This window comes from Lysinibacillus odysseyi 34hs-1 = NBRC 100172, assembly GCF_001591965.1.
GTDB lineage: Bacteria > Bacillota > Bacilli > Bacillales_A > Planococcaceae > Lysinibacillus_B > Lysinibacillus_B odysseyi.
Genome location: NZ_BCVX01000004.1, coordinates 39910 through 59877 on the forward strand (window position 1 = coordinate 39910; position 19968 = coordinate 59877).

Consider the following 19968-nt stretch of genomic DNA (forward strand, 5'->3'; position numbering starts at 1 on the left):
GAGGTGCTGCTATGAGTATCGTTATGGCGGGAGTGCTTGTTTCCTTCTCGGGAATACTGGTCATAGCGTCTGTAATCTTGGGGATTCTCCCGGCTGACAATAAAACTATGCAGATTGCTTTTCTGGCAATCGGGTGGATATTTGTCGTGATCGGTGCCATTATCCGGTATAAAGGGCTAAAGATGGAACGGAATCGGGAACAAGCAAAAGAACAGTCGAAAAAGTAAAAAAATGCGAAGTGGACTTGTCCCGCTTCGCATTTTTTATTTATGGGGAGTCAGTAGCTGATGGAATAAAATGAGGCTCAATATGCACAAGGGCGATGCAATATGGATTGAAGTGTTGTACAGTCGCTTCAATCTGATCACTGATCTTGTGGCTTTCAATGACATTTAAATAAGGGTTGACCGTCACGGTTACATCAATAAAATTCATATTTCCATGGGAGCGACCCTTTAAATCGGTGATCTGGATAACACCTTCCACCCCTGCAATCAATTTCCGCAGCGTTTCTGTTTCTTCTGTATCGAATCCATCTGTTAACGTAACGACAGCTTCCCAAAAAATTTCAATGGCTGTTTTTATAATAATCAATCCAACCAATAGAGCTGTAATAATATCGATAATAGGAAACCCAAAAATAGCCGCGAGAATCCCGATTGCTGTACCAATACTTACGAGAGCATCTGAGCGGTTATCGTAAGCAGCTGCCCTGACAGCAGAACTATTTATTTTATCGGCAAGCGCCAGATTGTAGCGATAGACAACATACATAATAGCCGCACTGAAAAGCGCTACTACTGCCGTTAAACTCGACGGGGCTTCCTGAATGGGTGCAAACATACCGCGAATGGAGGTGGAGAGTACCTGCAGTCCTACGACCATCATGATGAAGGAGGCAATGAGCGATGCAATGGTCTCCGCACGTAAATGTCCATACCGATGGACACGGTCAGGAGGCTTTTGGGAAATCCGCAGCCCGATTAAAACAGCAATGGATGCAACAATATCAGTTGTATTATTTAAACCATCCGCTTTTAGGGCAGCGCTGGCACCTAAATAACCGACAATTAGCTTCATTGCACTTAAGAAGATATACGTACCAATGGAAAGCCAAGCACCTTTTTCTCCAGCACGCAAATTTGAATATATTTCCAAAACAATTCCCCCCATAAGATTAGAATACGAGAAAACGACCCTCTTAATTGAGAGAGCCGTTTTCCTATCCATCCTTATTCTTCGAAAATTTCTGCGTCTTTTTCTGGTAGTTTTGTTACTTCTAGGTATAGGATATGATGACCGTCAAGTTCCTTGATTTTAAATTCATAACCATGGGCTTCAATTGCATCGCCTTCAACGGCATCAAAATGCTGGGTCATGAACCAGCCGCCGATTGTATCGATGTCTTCATCTTCAATGTTTGTCCCAAGAATGTCATTAACTTCTTGCAGCAGCATTTTAGCATCAAAGATATAATGTTCGCCCTCCGTGATTTCTTGTACTTCGGGAATTTCATCTTCATCAAATTCATCTTGAATATCACCGACAATTTCCTCGATAATATCTTCGATCGTAACAAGGCCGGATGTACCGCCGTATTCATCCATTAAAATGGCCATATGGATACGCTCCTGCTGGATTTTCAGCAGCAGGTCACTGATTGGGATCGTTTCTATTACCCGTATGATTGGCTGCATATAATCAGTTACCAATTTATCCCCATTTGCCGGGTTTTTAATATATGCGGTAAGCAGGTGTTTCATGTTCACAAGTCCAATTACATGGTCCTTGTCGCCATCTGTAATAGGATAACGTGTATATTGCTCTACCCCCATCACTTCAAATACCTCACGTAAAGTTAAATCCTTTTCAATGCTGGTAATTTCAGTACGAGGAACCATAATCTCTTTTGCAAGACGATCGGAGAATTCGAAAATACTATTTACATATTCATACTCAGAAGAATTGATCTCACCGCCCTTATAACTGTCTGTCAGAATAATACGGAGCTCCTCTTCCGAGTGGGCTACTTCAGATTCTGATACAACGCGCAGGCCGAACAGGCGACCGAGTCCACGTGCCGAACCATTTAAAGCACGGATAAATGGATACATGACGTTATGGAATAAAATCAGTGGTCCTGCTATACCTAAAGTAAGCTCTTCAGATTTTTGAATAGCAAATGATTTTGGTGTTAATTCCCCTACAACAACGTGCAAGAATGTAACAATTGCAAATGCAAGAGCAAATGACAGCAAAGAAGTGACACGCGCTTCTAAACCAAGTAGTTCAAATAATGGGTGCAAAATTAAGTCGAATGTCGGTTCACCCAGCCACCCAAGACCAAGGGCTGTGATTGTAATACCGAGCTGACAGGCGGACAAGTATTCATCCAGATTTGAAATTACCTTTTTCGCCTTGATCGCTTTTTTGTCGCCTTCAGCAACAAGCTGATCAATTCGTGTTGTTCTTACTTTTACAATGGCAAACTCTGTTGCAACGAAAAATGCCGTAGCGGCAATTAATAGAGCGAATGCTCCGAGCTTAATGGTTAGCTCAACTATATCTACGTCCAAATACTATCTTTACTTACGGCGCAAATGAGCGGGGCAAGCAAAGAATACACCTCCTATGAGAAAAAATATTAGATAAGATAATCATAAAATATTTCAAAAGAAAAAACAAATTTTGCCTTCCCGAATGTCTTTCGGATTTTTTGAAGCTGAAGAAGAGATATTGCCATTTGACATAAAATATTATATTTTCAAAAAATATTGACAACGGAAATTTTTGTATGCTAATGTTAAGACACACTAAATAATCGTGAAGAATGGAGGACCGGAAATGATGACTATTAAAAAAAATTCGCCAGCAATCACACATCAACCTCCCATCCTGCAGCCATTCTTTTCATTATTTGCTTGAAACGCGCATAAAAGAAGGAGTACAGGTGAGGCTTACCTGTACTTTTTTTAGGCATCTATCCTAAAAAGGGTAGGTGCTTTTTTGATGGAAAAAAGATGTTTTCAGTCTTTTTCCCGATGGTGATTGCCTCTTGGAAGAGGCAAAATGTTGGTGAAAGACATTGCGCACCAGGTCAGTGTAGAAAAATTTAGAGGAGGAAAAAAGATGAGAATCATGAAGGCTGCAAGAACGTTTTTTACAAGGGAGCTGCTTGATAGCGGGTAGTGGAATCAAAGAAGAAGGAAGGAAAGAAATTTTATGTTTGATGTACTGTTTAAATTAAAGTGGTTTTTCAAGGAGTATAAAAAGCAATACACAATAGCGATTGTGCTATTGATTTTAGCAAGTGTCATTGAAGTGCTGCCGCCTTGGCTTGTTGGGGAAGCAATCGATGATATGACCGGCGGGGGTATGACAACCAGCCAGCTGTGGATATATGTCGGCGCTATTTTGCTGGCGGTAGTAGTAAGCTATACGATGGGCTATGTATGGCAGTACCAGCTGTTTGGCGGCGCCATCAAGCTTGACCGGATATTGCGCAAAAGACTTATGCATCAATTTTTAAAAATGACACCTACATTTTATGAAAAGAACCGGACAGGTGACTTGATGGCTAGGGCAACGAATGATTTGAACGCCGTGTCACTAACTGCCGGATTTGGTGTTATGACACTTATTGACTCTACGGTTTATATGGGTGCTATTATCTGTGCGATGGGCTTCTTCATTTCGTGGAAGCTAACATTTTTCGCCATGCTGCCAATACCGATTATGGCCGTTCTTATTCAATATTTAGGGAAGATTGTTCATGAGCGTTATATGACGGCTCAGGAATCATTCGGTGAATTAAATGACAGCGTCCTTGAATCAGTGGCAGGAGTTCGTGTAATCCGGGCTTATGTACAAGAAGCGAGGGATGAACAGCGTTTTGCCGATATGAGTGAGGATGTTTACGAAAAGAATATGAAAGTGGCATTTATTAACGGTTTGTTTATGCCGATAACAAAGGTCGGAACAGCTATATGTTATGTGGTAGCACTAGGATACGGAGCCGTTCTTGTTTCAGGCGGAGAACTGTCAGTAGGTCAGCTTGTATCATTTAACGTCTATCTGGGCCTTGCAGTTTGGCCAATGTTTGCTATTGGGGAACTGATTAATGTCATGCAGCAGGGAAGTGCCTCACTTGATCGTGTACAGGAAACGCTTGATTATAAAGCAGATGTACAAAATCCTTCATCCCCGCAAACAGTCGACACACCTCATACAATCGGCTTTGACAGTTTTACATTCCAGTATCCATTGTCACAGGTAAAGAATTTGCAGCGGATTTCCTTAAACCTGAAAAAGGGACAGACGCTTGGTATTGTTGGGAAAACAGGAGCCGGAAAGACAACATTCATCCGTCAGCTATTAATGGAGTATCCCCTTGGTGAAGGCCAAATAGTAATAGGTGATGTGGACCTGGCAAAGCTGACAAAGGAACAGGTACTCGACTGGATTGGCTACGTACCACAGGATCATGTGTTATTTTCACGTACAATCCGTGAGAATATCAAGTTTGGAAAAGAGGATGCCACGGAAGAAGATATTGCTGAAGCAATCCGCCTGGCATATTTCGAAAAAGATTTAGAACATTTACCGATGGGCTTGGAAACGCTCGTCGGCGAAAAGGGTGTATCCCTATCGGGTGGTCAAAAGCAGCGTGTGTCTATTGCGCGGGCCCTCATTAAAAATCCTGAAATTTTAATTTTAGATGATTCATTATCAGCAGTTGATGCAAAAACAGAATCGAAAATTATTGAAAATATACAGACAGAGCGTGCAGGGAAAACAACAATCATTTCAACGCACCGTCTATCGGGTATCCAGCATGCCGACGAAATCATTGTATTGGATGATGGAATCATTACAGAGCGTGGTACGCATGAGGAGCTGATTGCTCTAGGTGGCTGGTATAAAGAGCAATATGACCGCCAGCAGCTAGAGGAGGTGGGCGCATGAGTACATCAAAAAGATTGTATTTCTACGCAGCAAAATTTAAAAAACCGATTATAATCGGACTCTTTTTATTAACATTGGCTGTCCTGACAGACATCGCAGGACCGTTTATCGCAAAATATATTATTGATCATTATATGGAACCCGGAAAGCTTGCTGCGAAGCCGATTGCCTGGCTTTTGGCTTTGTTCTTCCTGCTGGCTGTCCTGACAGCGGTCTTCCGATACTTTATGTTTTTAAGCCTTCAACAGGGGGCAAACCGTATCGTCCAACAGATGAGAAAGGACGTCTTCGGACATATACAGAAACTGCCGATCCATTATTTTGATAATCTACCGGCGGGTAAAGTTGTGGCCCGCGTTACAAATGATACAGAAGCAGTAAGAAATCTTTATGTAACGGTTCTTGCTCAATTTGCTACAAGCATCATTTCCATTGCAGGGGTTTATGTTGCACTATTTATCTTGAACTGGAAGATGGCGTCATTTACATTGATCCTCATTCCTATCGTCTATATTTGGATGATTTTATATCGTAAATATGCATCAGCCTATAACCATGTCATCCGTACAAAAATTGCGGATATTAATGCAATGATTAATGAATCCATTAACGGGATGACAATTATCCAGGCATTCCGCCGTGAAAATCAAATGAAAAAAGAGTTTGCGGAGATGAATGAAGAGCATTACGAATACAATCGGAAACTGCTCGTTCTGGATTCCGCTACCGCCCATAATTTAGTAAATGTAATGCGCCTCATTATGTTTGCTGTATTCATCTTTTATTTTGGCACCCAGTCGATGACCTTGCCGGAAGCTGTATCTGCCGGTACGCTATATGCATTTGTCGACTATATTACACGCTTGTTTAACCCAATTGTGAACATTGTCAATCAGTTTTCACAGCTGGAACGTTCCTTAGTGGCCGGTTCACGTGTATTTGAGCTACTAGAGCAAAGCGGTGAGGAGGTTAGCAAGAAGCGTGTGCCTCGTTACGCAGGGAATGTCGTTTTTGAAAATGTATCGTTTGCCTACAAAGGTGACGACTATGTATTAAAAAACTTGAATTTCGAAGCGAAAAAGGGAGAAACGGTAGCTCTAGTCGGTCATACCGGCTCAGGAAAAAGCTCAATTATGAACTTGCTGTTCCGCTTCTATGATCCTCAAAAAGGCCGTATTTTAATTGATGGAACAGATTTAACACATCTTTCACGACAGGCTGTACGTGATCATATGGGTATTGTGCTGCAGGATCCATATTTATTCACGGGCACCATTGCCACGAATGTCAGCTTGAATGATGAGCGAATCTCCCGTGAGACAGTGGAACGTGCTTTAGCAGCCGTCGGAGGAGAGCGCGTACTGAAGAACTTGGAAAAAGGACTAGAGGAGCCGGTAATTGAAAAAGGCAGCACACTTTCTTCAGGACAGCGCCAATTAATTTCCTTTGCCCGTGCCTTAGCATTTGACCCTGCCATCCTTATCCTGGATGAAGCAACGTCAAATATTGATTCAGAAACAGAGGAAATCATCCAGCATGCAATGGATGTCTTAAAGGAAGGGCGAACAACCTTCATCATTGCACACCGTTTGTCGACGATTAAAAATGCTGACAAAATTTTAGTATTAGATCGCGGAGAGATTGTTGAACACGGTACACATGATGAATTGATTGCCTTAGGCGGACGTTATGAAACGATGTACCGACTGCAGGCAAAGTCACTGCATGCTTAATTTGTTAAACCGCACTTAAAATGAGGTGGATTAAAATGAAGTTGGTGGAAGTGTCAGAACAAAACTGGCTAAAGGTCATCTTTTTATCAACGAGTGATAAAATGCCGGCAATTTGTGAAGAATTTGTCGCTTCGAATGCCCTCTCCCTTGTGCAGGCACAATTTGAGCCCTTTTGGGTGACAAAGGTCATTGAAGCAGAAGACGCGTTAGTCGGGTTTACTATGTACGGCTTTGTACCCGAAGACCAGCAATATGTGATTTGCCGCTTAATGATCGATCATAAGTTCCAGGGAAAAGGCTATGGAAGAAAGGCAATGGAGCTAATCATTGCTGAATTGCAAAAAAATGAAGATTGCGATGCCATTTATTTATCGACGGAGCCGCATAACGAGGTAGCCAAAAAGCTATATAAAAGCCTGGGATTTAAAAGTACAAACCGGGTGGTCGATGGCGAAGAAGAATTTGTTTATATGCAGCAGCATGTCGGGGAAACAACAAGTATATAATTAGGTATATAAGGGGCTGTATTAAAAGTCAAACTGGCTTTTAATACAGCCTTTTCCCATTATAAAAATATTGCTTCTGCAGGGTTACATCAATATGCCGCGATTCTTGCCGCAAAAGGGGTGGTCCAGAACGTAATTTCGGCTATCCTCCTTTGCTATGTATTCTTTAAGAGAAATAGGGGGAAGGTTCAGAAAATTTTTATTTCGTATTGCGAAATTTATAGAAACAACGTATTATTTAGGGAAACGAAATATAAGAAATATGGAGTGCGTTTCCGTGAAAAAGTGGCTTCAATTAGTAAAATCGTATAATTACAATATCCGTACATTTATTATTGCTAATATTCTCATTCAGATCGGGATGGGCGTATTCAGTGTCATGTACAATTTATATATCCGTGAGCTTGGTCTGCCTGAAGCTGTAAATGGAAGCGTCATCTCCATCAATTCTCTGGCAACAGCGATCATGCTTGTGCCCGCGGGTATCTTAAGTGATAAGTTTGGCCGTAAGTGGATTTTAATCACAGGAACAGCACTAACAGCGATTATGCTGTTTGGGCGAAGTATTGTGACTGCTGAGCAGCCGATGCTCATTCTTGGGTTTGCGACAGGTATTGTCTGGGCTTTGACACAAGTATCAGGCGTTCCTTTTTTGGCTGAAAACAGCAGGCCCTCAGAACGTATGCAATTGTTTAGCATTCACTTTGCACTTGTAACAGTTGCAAACGTAATAGGAAGCTTGCTTGGTGGTGTCATAGCAGACTTTGCGCTTATGGTAGGCGCAGGGGATGTAGCCAGTATCCAAATTTCCTTGTTAACGGGTGTTCTGTGCTTTGTAGCAGGGCTGCTGCCGCTCTTTTCGTTGAAGACAACCAAAGCAGCGGAGATGGAGGACGAGGAGAGAGAACAGAATGAAGAGATTCAGACAGTTGCGGATTTCAGATCGAATTTAAAAGTAATTGTCCTCTTCAGTATTGCCAACCTGATTATCGGCACCGGATCCGGTCTTGTTATTCCGTATCTTAATTTGTATTTTGCCAATCGTTTTGATGCAACGAATTCGTATATAGGCTTTATTTTAGCACTTGGTTCAGCGATGACAGCGGTTGCCATGCTGATAGGACCCCGCCTTGTAAAAAGAGTAGGGAAGGTAAAAGCGCTGGTCATTTTCCAGATTGCCTCCATTCCATTTCTTTTTTTAACAGCCTATACAGGCTCCTTACTTTTGGCGAGTATTGGTTTTTTGCTAAGGCAGGCATTGATGAATGCGGGAAACCCTATTCAAAGCGCCATTGCAATGGATGTCGTGCACCATAAATATAAAGGTCTGGCTAACTCAGTTAACCAAATGGTGTTTAATATCGGATGGGCGACAATGGGGCTGCCGGCTGCATGGCTAGTAACAGAGTACGGGGCATACTGGGGCTATGCCATTGCCTTTTCTATTACAGGCGGTCTCTATTTAATAGCTTCGACATACTTCTATCTCATGTTTGGGCGTAGGTATAAGCCGGTAAAACAGGCAGGCGGGAAAGTTGCTTTATGACATGCTTTTGCGGGTGGGCAGGCGGTATGGCGAAGATATGGCAGGAAATAGGTTCTTTAGTAAATAGTAAAAAAGCAGAGCTGCAGAAAATGTTTTCATTTTCCTGGCAGCTCTTTCTTTTTAGTAAAAGATCAAGAGCAGGGTCCCTACGATAAAGCAATAATACGTAAAGTAAATAAGCTTGCCATGCTTCATAATTCCCATGAACCATTTCATGGCAAAATAGGTCATAAAGAGGGTCGCGATAAATGACACCGCATAAGGCAGGGCGAGTTCTGCTTTGTTCGGTTCATCAAGAAAATCAGAAATTCCTAAAACGACCCCTCCAAGACTGACCGGGATATAAAGCATAAAGGAAAAGCGAAGGGCCGTCTCCTGCTTCATCCCTACAGCAATGGCAGAAATGATCGTAGCGCCGGAGCGGCTGATGCCCGGAGTAAGGGCGACTGCTTGCCCAAGTCCTACAAGAAAAGCATCCTTGACGGTAAGGTCTGCATCCCCCTTCTTTCCGTGCATATTACGGATCAGCCAGAGTGCGGTCCCGGTTACAAATAACATAAGGGCAATGGTTGTCATACTAATGTTTTCGGCAATCACATCGTTCAGTAAAATACCGAGCACGCCTGCTGGAATCGAACCGATTATAATTAGAATTACAAAACGGAAGTCAGCAGCATATCTGCTGTTTCTCGTTTGTATATAACGAAGAGAATGGACCGCCAATCGGATAATATCCTCCCGGTAAATGAATAGAACAGCGAGTAAAGAGGCGGTATTTGTTAGAATAGCAAAGGTAAATCCCTGTTCCCCAAGACCGAGAATTTCAGAGGCAATCATTACGTGTCCACTTGAGGAGACAGGGATTGGCTCGGTGAAACCTTGTACAATTCCTATAATGAAATGTTTAAGTAGTAAAACGAAATCTTCCATAATCAGGCTCCTTTAAAAATATGTAAAGTTCATATGAACTGTTCACCCGGTGTTTGTAAAGCCGCACCAGGGGAGGTAGGTTAAAAAGGTACTTCTTTTCATTGTATTATAAGAGAAAGGGAAATTTGACTAGTGGATGGAATGGTTTAAGACAGTACCAGCGAAGTGTTTCTTCCACCTTTTTTCCATTCGTCATACAAGACGATTTTATATGGAAAGGGTTGCTGTGAAATTTGAGTTGAAGGGAAGAACTTACTTATAAGATGAAGGGAAGGCAAAAGAAAAAGCTATCCGGAAAGTCGAAATTTTCCGAACAGCCTTATGCTGCAAAATCTATAGCCGACAGAAGGTTCTGCTATTGCTAAGATTGCTTTTCATCGCTTCTGCCAAGACCCAACCTGATTTTTATAGTTTTCTTTTTCTTATTCTGCTATTGCTTGGGCTACAGGAGCAGCTTCTTTTTTCACTTCTAAATACTGAATTTGATGGCCATCTTTTTCTTTAATGGAAAAAGTAAAGCCTTCGTGATATAGAGACTTATCCATATCCAAATCTACATCATTTGTATAGTACCAGCCGCCGATTGTATCAACGTCTGCATGCTCCAATTCGATATACAATAGCTTTGCGACATCATCCAAAAGCACTTTCGAATGGAGAATGTAGTGATCTTCACCGATACGGCGTATTTCTGGAATTTCATCATCATCAAACTCGTCGCGGATCTCGCCGACAAGCTCTTCCAAAATATCCTCAACCGTCACCATACCACTAGTACCGCCGTATTCATCGAGTAGGATGGCGATGTGAATGCGCTCCTTCTGCATTTTTTGGAGCAAATCATGGATCGGGGTTGTTTCAATCGCCCGTACAACTGGATTAATAAAGTCCGCCAATTCAAATGACTCAGGGCGAATTCGATTTTTTAAGCCAAGTGTCAGGAAATCCTTAATATTAAGGAAACCTAAAATATTGTCTCGGTCTCCTTCATAAACCGGATAACGTGTATACCGTTCTTCCGATACCTGTGTCAGTACCTCTTCGAACGTAGCGTTTACATCAAAGCCGACAATATCTGTACGCGGTACCATAATTTCGCGCGCAATTTTATCATCAAACTCAAATACATTGTTTACATATTTTAATTCGTTCATATTGATTTCGCCTGATTTATAGCTTTCAGAAAGCAGGAGACGAAGCTCTTCCTCTGTATGGGATAGTTCATGCTCACTCGCAGGCTTCATGCCGAACAGGCCGACAAGAAGACGGGCTGAGCCATTCAAGAACCAAATGAACGGATAAAGAATTTTATAGAAAATCATAATCGGCTTGGCAAAAGCAAGTGTAATAGCCTCAGCTTTTTGAATAGCGACTGTTTTCGGTGCTAACTCCCCGACAACAACATGAAGGAAGGTTGCAATGACAAAGGCTCCGCCAATAGTAAACCAATGGATAGTATCAGTCGGTATTCCCACTGACTTAAATAAAGGGTGCAGGATAAACTCAAACGTTGACTCCCCGACCATACCAATACCAAGCGCTGTCACGGTAATACCTAGCTGACAGGCAGATAAGTATTCGTCCAGATGCGTGGTCACTTTCTTCGCTGAAAGCGCCCGTGATGTTCCTTCTGCTACTAGCTGGTCAATGCGGGATTGACGTACTTTGACGATAGCGAATTCCGTCGCTACGAAAAAGGCCGTTAATGCCAATAAAATGATGAAAATCGTTAAGTTAATTGCGGTGGACAATTAGTCGTTCTACTCTCGAAGTAGAACGTTCACCTCCTAGTTATTTAAAAGTAATAGTAAAGACTGCATGAGTGCCACACTTTCAGGAGACACTTTTTTTCGTATCTTTTGCTTTTCCTTTTCATCGAGCTGGCCCATCAGCTTTGCTACATCGTGTTCAAGCTTTTTCATCTGTAGACGAATTTCCTGAACATCAACTTCTTCAGCGATAGGTTCCTCGACATTTAGCATTCTACGAATCTCCTCCAGGGATTTACCATCCGCTTTTTGCTCTTCAATCCAATGAATCCGTTCCACCATTGCGCGGTCATAATAGCGATAATTTGAAGCAGAACGTTCCATTAGTAATAAGCCGAGATTCGTATAATAATCAATTGTTCTTTTCGTTACGCCCGTTTGCGCAGCCAATTCACCTATTTTTAATTTCTCGTTCCCATATTATCACCCCAAACCGTCACGTTATAGTTTTAAGTATAAGGCAAGATAATCAATTTGTCGACCTTTTCAGCTGAAGAGAGGAATTTTGTGGAAGATTAAACTACAGCGCAGGACTGCAGCTTTGTATTTTTAAAGGTGCCATCGCTTTCTTCTGAAGGGGGAATGATGGAGGGTAGGTTCTATTCAAAAGAGACGCCGATCCATGATCAACGTCCCTTTTTTTCAATCATATACGTGGAATAGCATTAATTCGTGAATCATTTTTTCGACATGTGCCAAATCTTCAGGTGACGGTGCTTCACCAATATACCGGATACCGCCGTCTTTTTTGTATTCCGCCTGGTAGCGCTTTTGCTTGTAGAAAAATGATAGTGCCCAACCTGGAAGTTGTGTATTTTCATATAAAGGTTTATAACTAAAATGTTGAATCATGGAACTTCCCTCCCGGTTCAATCGTACTTGATAAAAAGGGTCTATGCAATTGCCAAACAGCTTATAATTCCATTTTCGGTGGTATAATAAAAAAAGTTGAAAAGGAAATGAGAGGATTCAATGGATAATTTATTTGTTTTAATCTTATTTTTAGCAGGTGTCGGAGCAATCGTTGGGGCAGCGACAAACTATCTGGCAATTAAAATGCTTTTCCGTCCCCACAATCCGATTTATTTTATGAAGTGGCGTCTGCCATTAACACCCGGTCTGATTCCAAAACGGCGGGATATGCTGGCTATCCAGCTCGGTAAAACGGTAACGGAGTATTTATTGACCCCGGCTACCATTAAAAAGAAGTTCTTATCAGACGAGGTGCGCCAAAATGTGCTGCAGTTTGCACAGCAGAAAGTAGAGCAGGAAATCTTTTTAAATGATAAAACATTGAAAGACTGGCTGGATCTTACGGGCTTCGGGCATCTTCCCGCGACTGTAGAAGGAAAAGTAGATGTCATCATATACAGCCAGTTTGAAAATGTAAAACATGTGCTTTCTACAAAGAAAATCCAAGAAATTCTACCGGCGGATTTAGAGCCTGTCCTGGATCGCAAAATTTCCGAAGCCGTTGGACAGATTCTCCAAAAAGGCGAGGATTACTTTTTATCGCCAGAAGGATATATGACAATTCGTAACATGCTTGATGACTTTTTATCGTCAAAAGGTTCGATTGGTGGTATGATTCAAATGTTCATGGGCGATTCTTCCTCACTTGTGGAAAAAGTGCAGCGTGAACTCGTGAAATTCTTGCAGGCACCGGGGACAAGCGCATTGCTGAACCGGATTTTTCTAACAGAGTGGGAAAAAGTAAAGGAACGTCCCGCAATGGATTTTATGAAGGATATTAATTTCGACCGCATTGCAGGCAATATTCAGGAATATGCTAAAAGAGAATTAGCACTAGATGAACGTTTAGATAAAAGAATCCAGGATTATTGGCCGCAGGGAAATGACTGGGCGAAAAACGAACTGCTTCCAAAGCTGCTTAATAAAGTATTTATAGAAGCAGAGAATAAAATTGAAGATGTACTACAGCGTCTAAACTTAGCGGAAGTAGTCCGTGAGCAAGTGGATTCATTCCCGACTGCCAAGTTGGAGGAGCTCGTTTTGGGGATTATCAGCAAAGAGCTTCGCTTAATTACATGGCTCGGCGGGATTATCGGCGGGTTAGTCGGTATTGTGCAAGCCTTCATTGTGTTCTTCACCAACTAATTTAAAAGAGAGTAGGCATACAAATGATTAATATTTATGATGACATTAATAAGCTGGAAGCTACCTTCCGTAATACAGAGGAATTTAAGGCATTGAAAGAATCGGTAGAAGTAGTGCGAGCTGACGAAGAAGCACGCGTACTGTTTACGAATTTCCGCGATATTCAAATGAAGCTGCAGCAAAAGCAGGCAGCCGGGGAAGAGCTTCTGGAAGATGAATATGTCTACTTACAAAAAGCAGCACAACTTGCACAGCAAAACCCGAAAATTTTAGCGATGCTTGAGGCAGAAATGTCAATGAGTACTGTTTTGGAAGAAGTAAACCGTATTTTAGTAAAGCCAATCCAATCATTATATGATGGACTATAAGAGTGAACATGAGGGCCGTACAGATTGTACGGTCCTCACGTGTGTTGCCGAACGCTTTTAACTAGCGTTGCTTGTCGGGCGAGCGTTTTCAAGTCAAACTGGGTAAGTCTTCTATTTGCCATCTTATCAAAGGGTGAGTTGTCTCTGACAACTCACCTTTGAGTTTTTTATGCAAAAAGGGGGATTGCCCCCTCGCAATTGTATCTTCTTACGATCTGATTTTACGGCCGTAAATGAAATATAAAACTTGAATCATTCAAGACTGTGGTGTAGGCTGTTTTTTGTTACAATAGGTAAGATGTTTTAATAAGTAAATAATCATAAAGATGAATTTAACGAAAGTAGAGAAAATAGATGAAAACGATATACATTACTGAACAATTTAAAGATGACTGGAATCGTGTGCTGAATCATATTGCGAATCTTTTTTACGAGGATTCCGTAATCAAATTTACAAAAGACGGCTCGGACATGTCGATTTCTTTTACACATGCCATCGACGAGCAATTCACTATTACAACGGCGGCTAAACTCATTGTAGACGGACAGGAGTATACAAGCGATTATTCAATTGGCTATGCCACGGAGGGGACAGAAAAAGAGCAGAATATTCGTATGAAACGAGCTCTTTCCCACGTGATGCTGGATGTACTGGAGCAGTATACAGGCATGACGCAGCAATGGGGTATATTAACAGGTGTCCGCCCGACAAAGCTATATCACAAATACCGCAAGGCCGGACTTCCTGAAGAAGAAATCTTTGCCGTTCTTAAAAAGGACTTCCGCCTCTCTGACGCAAAGATCAGCCTGATGAAAGAGATTGTAGCCCGCCAGCTGCAGATTATCCCGGATTTAGATGAAATCGGGCAAGAGATTTCCATCTATATCGGCGTGCCGTTCTGTCCCACAATGTGCGCCTATTGCACATTCCCGGCATATGCTATCCAATCCAATCGGAAAGCAGGGCGGGTAGAGAAATTTATTGACGGCCTGCATATTGAGCTGCGGGAAATGGGGAAGTGGCTTACAGAGAAAAATATGCGCATTACTTCTATTTATTGGGGCGGGGGTACACCAACTTCAATAGAAGCTGAAGAAATGGATGCACTTTATCAAACAATGTTTGATTCATTCCCGAACAAAGAGTCTATCCGTGAAATTACAGTGGAGGCTGGACGACCGGATACGATTACACCTGAAAAGATTGAGGTATTGAAAAAATGGGGAATTGACCGTATTTCCGTAAATCCGCAGTCTTATACGCAAGAGACGCTGAAGGCAATCGGCCGTCACCATACTGTACAGGAGACAGTCGACAAATTCTGGTTATCGCGCAATATGGGAATGAATAATATCAATATGGATTTAATCATTGGTCTGCCGAATGAAGGCATCGAGGAGTTCAAGCATTCATTGGAAGAGTCAGCGAAAATGCAGCCGGAATCATTGACTGTTCATACATTGAGCTTCAAGCGTGCTTCTGAGATGACGCGCAACAAAGATAAATACAAAGTAGCTGACCGGGATACAGTGGCAGAAATGATGCAGATGGCAAGTAACTGGACTAAGGAAAACGGCTATGTACCATATTACTTATACCGCCAGAAAAACATTTTGGGGAATCTTGAAAACGTAGGCTATTGTAAGCCGGGAGAAGAATCAATCTATAATATCGTGATTATGGAAGAAGTGCAGACAATTCTTGGTATCGGCTGTGGCGCTTCATCGAAATTTGTGCATCCTGTAACAGGGAAAATTACACAGTTCCATAACCCGAAAGATCCCGCGGCATATATTATGACGTTTGAGGATGCAATTAAGAAAAAAATCGATATTTTAAATGAATTGTACTCATAGGAAACGGATCCTATTTTCAAAAGCAGGTGAGCATTTATATAGAATGCTAGGCTCTGGCAGCTAACGCCAGGCCGCCGCTTTCTTAACAGTAATTGGCTGGGTAGACTTCTCGCCAGTAAAAAAAGGATTTGTAATATGAAGAAAATAATTTTGCTAGTAATGCTACTGCTGCTCGCAGGATGTGCGGAAGTAACGGAATCTGTAAAGGATGAAAAAGCTGCAAAGTCCGGAAAAGAAATGCTGGTTCATTTTATTGATATCGGTCAAGGAGACGCTATCCTGATCCAGTCACCGAATGGCAAAACGATGCTGGTTGACGGCGGAGTGAAGGGGCAAGGAACGAATGTTGTATCCTATCTGCGGGAGCAGGGTGTCGAGCGTTTGGATTATGTAGTAGCGACCCATCCGGATGCTGACCACATTGGCGGCTTAATTGCCGTATTGAACTCCATTTCAATCAAACATTTCGTGGATTCGGGGAAAATGCATACATCGCAAACCTATGAGGATATGATCTCGTTAGTTTCTGAAAAAAATATTCCCTATATTGTTCCAAAGACCGGGGACAACGTAAAATTGGATGATGCACTTGAGATTGCCGTCCTCCATGCAGACGAAGATGCGGCTGATAATAATGAGGCATCAATTGTGCTGAAAGTGGTATATAATAATGTATCCTTTTTATTGACAGGAGATGCTGACATTAGCGTGGAGAAGGAAATGATCGCTTCTCAAGACGTAAAAGCAACGGTTCTAAAGGCAGGGCACCACGGTTCCAACACAAGCAGTTCATCTGCCTTCATAGAGGCAGTCAGACCGGAAGTGGCTATTTTAAGCTATGGACAGGGGAATAAGTATGGTCATCCCCATTTTGAAGTAGTAGAAAGTCTGCAGCAGGCAGGCAGTAAAATTTATGGAACGGCTGAGTCAGGCCATATTGTTGTTGCAACCGATGGACAAGCCTATTCGGTCAACGCAGGAGAATGGACAGGAGTAGGCGCCGTAAGCTCTATTCCTGTACCATCCAAAGGAAAAATAGAAATAGTCAGTAAAGACTTGGAAAAGGAATTAGTAAGCGTCAAAAACAGCAGTGACAAAGCAGTAAACCTGTCGGGATGGCAGTTAGTTTCGGTAGAAGGAAACCAAGTATATGAGTTCCCTGATTATACGTTGCAGCCAGGTGAAGCGGTAACGGTTGCGAGCGGCCCGAACGCAGTAGAAGCACAAGGAATGCTGAAATGGACAAACCGGCAGATCTGGCTGAATTCGGGAGATGCCGCAAGACTACAAAACGCTAAAGGAGAGGTTGTCAGTGAGCTCGAATAACTATACCCTCGATCGTTTTGAGGCAGATTATGCGATTTTTTTAAAGCGCCCTAATGAAACAGAGCAATTAATCATTCATCGAGATGATATCCATGTATCCGTAAAGCCCGGGGATATTGTCAGCATCAAAGATGACGGAGAAAATTATGAAATTCTTGTGCTGACGGATGAAACAAAGGCGGCTGAAGAACGGATCAAGCGTCTTAGAAATCAGCTCCAGCAAAAACAGCAATAGAAAAAGCATTGCACTAACCCGTAAATGTCACGTATCAATCGGACGTTTACGGGTCTTTTTATATAGAAAATTATTCATAAATCATCGGAATTTTAAGACTTTAATATGCTAAAATGGGAAGTAGATATTTTGATGATGTAGGAGCGAAACTGATGACAGTAAAAACGATAATTTTTGACCTTGATGATACACTATTATGGGATCAAAAGTCAGTAAAAACAGCTTTTGAAAAAACTTGTGAATATGCGGCGACAAAGTATGAAATAACATCTGATGAATTGGAAACAGCTGTTAGGGAAGCAGCACGGACACTTTATGAAGGTTATGAAACATATGACTATACAGTGCTGATTGGTATTAATCCATTTGAAGGGCTATGGGGCGTATTTGACGATCCGACACCGGAATTCCAGAAAATGAAGGGAATTGTCGGGCAGTACCGTGCCAATGCATGGACAAATGGTCTTCAAAAGCTTGGAATTAAGGACGAGGAGTTCGGTCGTGAACTAGGTGAGCGATTTGTGGAAGAGCGTAAAGCTGCTCCGTTTTTATATGAGGATACATTTGCTGTGCTGGACGAGCTGAAGGGTCGCTATCAATTAGTCCTTTTAACAAACGGAGCACCAAGTCTGCAAAATTTGAAGCTTGAAATCACACCGGAAATCGCCCCGTATTTTGATCACATTGTGATCTCAGGAGACTTCGGTAAAGGAAAGCCAGACGCTTCTATTTTTGAATTTGTCCTGAAAGAAAACAATCTGCAGCCGGAAGATGCCATCATGGTAGGCGACAATTTAATGACTGATATTTTAGGTTCATCGCGTGTCGGTATGCGGAATGTATGGATCAATCGTGAAAATAAGCCGCACAGCCCGCATGTTACACCTACATATGAAGTAACATCACTTACAGAGTTTTCTGAGCTTTTAAAAGAGCTTTAAGTAAAAAGCATATAAACACAAACAAAGCTCCTCTTTTGCAATATAGATGATAGTATTTCGCTGTAAGCACTGCTGGATGAATGGTTTACAGTAGAGATTTATTTTGAAGAAAGGCTGTGCTAAAAGTTAACGTAACTTTTAACACAGCTTTTTATATTTAGTATGAATATTTACTATGAATACTAGAATAGTATAAAGAGAACAGGGCGATTTAATAGAGGTAATATGTATTGGCGAATTATCTTTCTTTTCTTCTTTCTTTCAGCATGATTCACTGTTCTTCAAATCGGCACGGAGAATTAGGTCAATGGCAATTTGTTTTCACGACCAGATAGCCCAAATAAGTGTTTGAATAGTCTGACTACTATTGGTATACTTGAGTGAATGAAAGTTGAAAGGAGCTCGCTCATGCATACTACATGTGAAAATTGCAGCCGTCCGTATACAGAATTAGCCACTTTAACAATGGAGGGGCATGCCGCAGACCTTTGTGTAACATGCCAGCATATATTGGCGCAGAATAAAGAGCGATTTCTTCAACTTGTGCGATCTAAAAGTATGGCTGAGTCCAATGTTGAAATGAAAAGGAAACATAGAATGTTATCCACCTTACTAGTAGCAGGTGTAGCAGGTGTTACTTTCATCATGGGAGTGGGAGCAGCCGAAAGTATCGGTATTTTTACCGAAAGCCAATCGATTGGTCAAACTGAATATTTATCATTTGCATTGCTTAAACAGCTATAGTGATCTGACGCCCGCATACTCCTTGTGGGCGTTTTTATATGAAATGAGGGGAGCCATATGAGAAAAACAATTCAAGGAGAATGTTTTAGCTGCCATGACAAGCAGCCGATGAATTTTATGCCGCGTGCAGTAGTGAATGGAGCGGATGTCATTTTATGCAGGAGCTGTAACTATCATCTGGAAAACTACGGATCAACTCCGCAGCCTATTATTTTTCCTCCCGCACCCATTCATTGTGATCAATGTAAGAGACTTTATACAAAGGTGGATATTTATCAAATAAACGATCGGAAGCTGTGCCTGCTGTGTGAATCGGTAGTCAAACGCAAAACGAAGCCTCCAGTTAGAAAAGCGCGATTATCCTTTTCCTGGAGAACCGGCATTGTGATTGTTATTTTGCTGGGAAGTCTGATCGGTGTGACAAAAGGGGAAGAGTTTTTCGATCCCTTGTATACGACACAGCAGGAGATAAGTGATTATGTACAAACAGTAACGAATCCATTAAATGAATTGAATAATCAATTGATGACGGATTTGGGAGTAGCTGGAGTGAGCATGGACAAGCAGAAAGCAATTGATTATGAAGAACAGCTGGAACGCATTGCCTCCTATACGGCAAGCAAAGAAGAAGAGCTGATAGAGTTAGTAGAGAGGGAGAAACACAAAATTGAGATTTTGAAAAAAATGATTAAAACTTCCCAACTGCCAGATCCAAAACAGCGAACTGCGGATATAGAATCATTAGTAAGCGAACTGCAGAATGCCCATGAACAGGGGAATAAAATTTTGACAGATTTATTTAATGAAAAGGAAATAAAATATAATCAAAAAGAAGGAGAGTTAATGCACTTTTATTATATAGGAGGGAAATAGAGTAAGATTACTATACAGTGGAGACCGGAGATAAATGGAGCTTTCCGAAAATGAAAA

19 protein-coding genes are annotated in these 19968 nt (G+C 41.7%); 13 read left to right on the forward strand and 6 right to left on the reverse strand.

Annotation, left to right across the window (positions count from 1 at the left end):
* Window positions 1-11 precede the first annotated feature (11 nt).
* The gene (locus tag BOD01S_RS07495; RefSeq protein ID WP_052124952.1) at window positions 12-227 is read left to right on the forward strand and encodes a hypothetical protein; all 216 of its coding nucleotides are present in this window, start codon (window positions 12-14) and stop codon (window positions 225-227) included.
* A 40-nt stretch (window positions 228-267) separates the two neighbouring features.
* On the opposite strand, the gene BOD01S_RS07500 is transcribed toward BOD01S_RS07495, so the two are convergent.
* Together BOD01S_RS07500 and BOD01S_RS07505 are read right to left on the reverse strand one after the other, a co-directional pair.
* Complete coding sequence (locus BOD01S_RS07500) at window positions 268-1158, reverse strand: cation diffusion facilitator family transporter (protein ID WP_036157717.1); 891 nt, start codon at window positions 1156-1158, stop codon at window positions 268-270.
* A gap of 74 nt (window positions 1159-1232) precedes the next feature.
* Entirely contained in the window at window positions 1233-2576 is a 1344-nt protein-coding gene (locus BOD01S_RS07505) for a hemolysin family protein (RefSeq protein ID WP_036157551.1), read from the reverse strand.
* Between the two features lie 646 nt (window positions 2577-3222).
* Here BOD01S_RS07505 and BOD01S_RS07510 point away from each other — a divergent pair.
* The 4 genes from BOD01S_RS07510 to BOD01S_RS07525 all read left to right on the forward strand — a co-directional run bounded on the left by BOD01S_RS07510 (window position 3223) and on the right by BOD01S_RS07525 (window position 8750).
* Window positions 3223-4965, forward strand: coding sequence for an ABC transporter ATP-binding protein (locus BOD01S_RS07510; protein WP_036157548.1), 1743 nt, complete (start codon window positions 3223-3225; stop codon window positions 4963-4965).
* Window positions 4962-6698: an ABC transporter ATP-binding protein gene (locus BOD01S_RS07515; RefSeq protein ID WP_036157546.1), complete on the forward strand. Its 1737-nt coding sequence runs from the start codon at window positions 4962-4964 to the stop codon at window positions 6696-6698. Before BOD01S_RS07510 ends, BOD01S_RS07515 begins: the two co-directional genes overlap by 4 nt.
* 35 nt (window positions 6699-6733) lie before the next feature.
* Entirely contained in the window at window positions 6734-7204 is a 471-nt protein-coding gene (locus BOD01S_RS07520) for a GNAT family N-acetyltransferase (RefSeq protein ID WP_233153078.1), read from the forward strand.
* A 262-nt stretch (window positions 7205-7466) separates the two neighbouring features.
* On the forward strand, window positions 7467-8750 hold the full coding sequence (locus BOD01S_RS07525; RefSeq protein WP_036157711.1) for an MFS transporter: 1284 nt from the start codon (window positions 7467-7469) through the stop codon (window positions 8748-8750).
* A gap of 120 nt (window positions 8751-8870) precedes the next feature.
* Here the strand turns inward: BOD01S_RS07525 and BOD01S_RS07530 are convergent, their stop codons facing one another.
* From BOD01S_RS07530 to BOD01S_RS07545, 4 genes are all read right to left on the reverse strand, one after another.
* Window positions 8871-9680, reverse strand: coding sequence for an undecaprenyl-diphosphate phosphatase (locus BOD01S_RS07530; protein WP_036157533.1), 810 nt, complete (start codon window positions 9678-9680; stop codon window positions 8871-8873).
* Window positions 9681-10102: 422 nt separating this feature from the next.
* Window positions 10103-11431: a hemolysin family protein gene (locus BOD01S_RS07535; protein WP_036157529.1), complete on the reverse strand. Its 1329-nt coding sequence runs from the start codon at window positions 11429-11431 to the stop codon at window positions 10103-10105.
* Between the two features lie 36 nt (window positions 11432-11467).
* Complete coding sequence (locus tag BOD01S_RS07540; RefSeq protein WP_036157526.1) at window positions 11468-11839, reverse strand: MerR family transcriptional regulator; 372 nt, start codon at window positions 11837-11839, stop codon at window positions 11468-11470.
* Between the two features lie 252 nt (window positions 11840-12091).
* Window positions 12092-12301: a YheE family protein gene (locus BOD01S_RS07545; protein WP_036157522.1), complete on the reverse strand. Its 210-nt coding sequence runs from the start codon at window positions 12299-12301 to the stop codon at window positions 12092-12094.
* Between the two features lie 120 nt (window positions 12302-12421).
* Between BOD01S_RS07545 and BOD01S_RS07550 the strand changes: the two genes are divergently transcribed.
* The 8 genes from BOD01S_RS07550 to BOD01S_RS07585 all read left to right on the forward strand — a co-directional run bounded on the left by BOD01S_RS07550 (window position 12422) and on the right by BOD01S_RS07585 (window position 19911).
* On the forward strand, window positions 12422-13567 hold the full coding sequence (locus tag BOD01S_RS07550; protein WP_036157519.1) for a DUF445 domain-containing protein: 1146 nt from the start codon (window positions 12422-12424) through the stop codon (window positions 13565-13567).
* A 23-nt stretch (window positions 13568-13590) separates the two neighbouring features.
* A complete protein-coding gene (locus BOD01S_RS07555; RefSeq protein WP_036157516.1) occupies window positions 13591-13935 on the forward strand; it encodes a YlbF family regulator in 345 nt (114 codons plus the stop codon).
* 354 nt (window positions 13936-14289) lie between these two features.
* Window positions 14290-15792, forward strand: a complete 1503-nt coding sequence (locus BOD01S_RS07560) for a coproporphyrinogen III oxidase (RefSeq protein WP_036157513.1) — start codon at window positions 14290-14292, stop codon at window positions 15790-15792.
* Between the two features lie 135 nt (window positions 15793-15927).
* A complete protein-coding gene (locus tag BOD01S_RS07565; RefSeq protein WP_036157510.1) occupies window positions 15928-17118 on the forward strand; it encodes an MBL fold metallo-hydrolase in 1191 nt (396 codons plus the stop codon).
* Entirely contained in the window at window positions 17105-17353 is a 249-nt protein-coding gene (locus tag BOD01S_RS07570) for a DUF3006 domain-containing protein (protein ID WP_036157507.1), read from the forward strand. Before BOD01S_RS07565 ends, BOD01S_RS07570 begins: the two co-directional genes overlap by 14 nt.
* Window positions 17354-17505: 152 nt before the next feature.
* Window positions 17506-18294 (forward strand): HAD family hydrolase, encoded by a 789-nt coding sequence (locus BOD01S_RS07575; protein WP_036157505.1) that lies wholly within the window; start codon window positions 17506-17508, stop codon window positions 18292-18294.
* A 408-nt stretch (window positions 18295-18702) separates the two neighbouring features.
* Complete coding sequence (locus BOD01S_RS07580) at window positions 18703-19038, forward strand: hypothetical protein (RefSeq protein WP_036157501.1); 336 nt, start codon at window positions 18703-18705, stop codon at window positions 19036-19038.
* Between the two features lie 57 nt (window positions 19039-19095).
* A complete protein-coding gene (locus BOD01S_RS07585; protein ID WP_036157498.1) occupies window positions 19096-19911 on the forward strand; it encodes a hypothetical protein in 816 nt (271 codons plus the stop codon).
* The last annotated feature ends 57 nt before the right edge of the window (window positions 19912-19968 follow it).

What these genes read in the sequence shown, in the direction of transcription:
- BOD01S_RS07495 (WP_052124952.1), top strand. Translation starts at nt 12, where the DNA reads ATGAGTATCGTTATGGCGGGAGTGCTTGTTTCCTTCTCGGGAATACTG.
- BOD01S_RS07510 (WP_036157548.1), top strand. Translation starts at nt 3,223, where the DNA reads ATGTTTGATGTACTGTTTAAATTAAAGTGGTTTTTCAAGGAGTATAAA.
- BOD01S_RS07515 (WP_036157546.1), top strand. Translation starts at nt 4,962, where the DNA reads ATGAGTACATCAAAAAGATTGTATTTCTACGCAGCAAAATTTAAAAAA.
- BOD01S_RS07520 (WP_233153078.1), top strand. Translation starts at nt 6,734, where the DNA reads ATGAAGTTGGTGGAAGTGTCAGAACAAAACTGGCTAAAGGTCATCTTT.
- BOD01S_RS07525 (WP_036157711.1), top strand. Translation starts at nt 7,467, where the DNA reads ATGGAGTGCGTTTCCGTGAAAAAGTGGCTTCAATTAGTAAAATCGTAT.
- BOD01S_RS07530 (WP_036157533.1), bottom strand. Translation starts at nt 9,680, where the DNA reads ATGGAAGATTTCGTTTTACTACTTAAACATTTCATTATAGGAATTGTA.
- BOD01S_RS07545 (WP_036157522.1), bottom strand. Translation starts at nt 12,301, where the DNA reads ATGATTCAACATTTTAGTTATAAACCTTTATATGAAAATACACAACTT.
- BOD01S_RS07550 (WP_036157519.1), top strand. Translation starts at nt 12,422, where the DNA reads ATGGATAATTTATTTGTTTTAATCTTATTTTTAGCAGGTGTCGGAGCA.
- BOD01S_RS07555 (WP_036157516.1), top strand. Translation starts at nt 13,591, where the DNA reads ATGATTAATATTTATGATGACATTAATAAGCTGGAAGCTACCTTCCGT.
- BOD01S_RS07560 (WP_036157513.1), top strand. Translation starts at nt 14,290, where the DNA reads ATGAAAACGATATACATTACTGAACAATTTAAAGATGACTGGAATCGT.
- BOD01S_RS07565 (WP_036157510.1), top strand. Translation starts at nt 15,928, where the DNA reads ATGAAGAAAATAATTTTGCTAGTAATGCTACTGCTGCTCGCAGGATGT.
- BOD01S_RS07575 (WP_036157505.1), top strand. Translation starts at nt 17,506, where the DNA reads ATGACAGTAAAAACGATAATTTTTGACCTTGATGATACACTATTATGG.
- BOD01S_RS07580 (WP_036157501.1), top strand. Translation starts at nt 18,703, where the DNA reads ATGCATACTACATGTGAAAATTGCAGCCGTCCGTATACAGAATTAGCC.
- BOD01S_RS07585 (WP_036157498.1), top strand. Translation starts at nt 19,096, where the DNA reads ATGAGAAAAACAATTCAAGGAGAATGTTTTAGCTGCCATGACAAGCAG.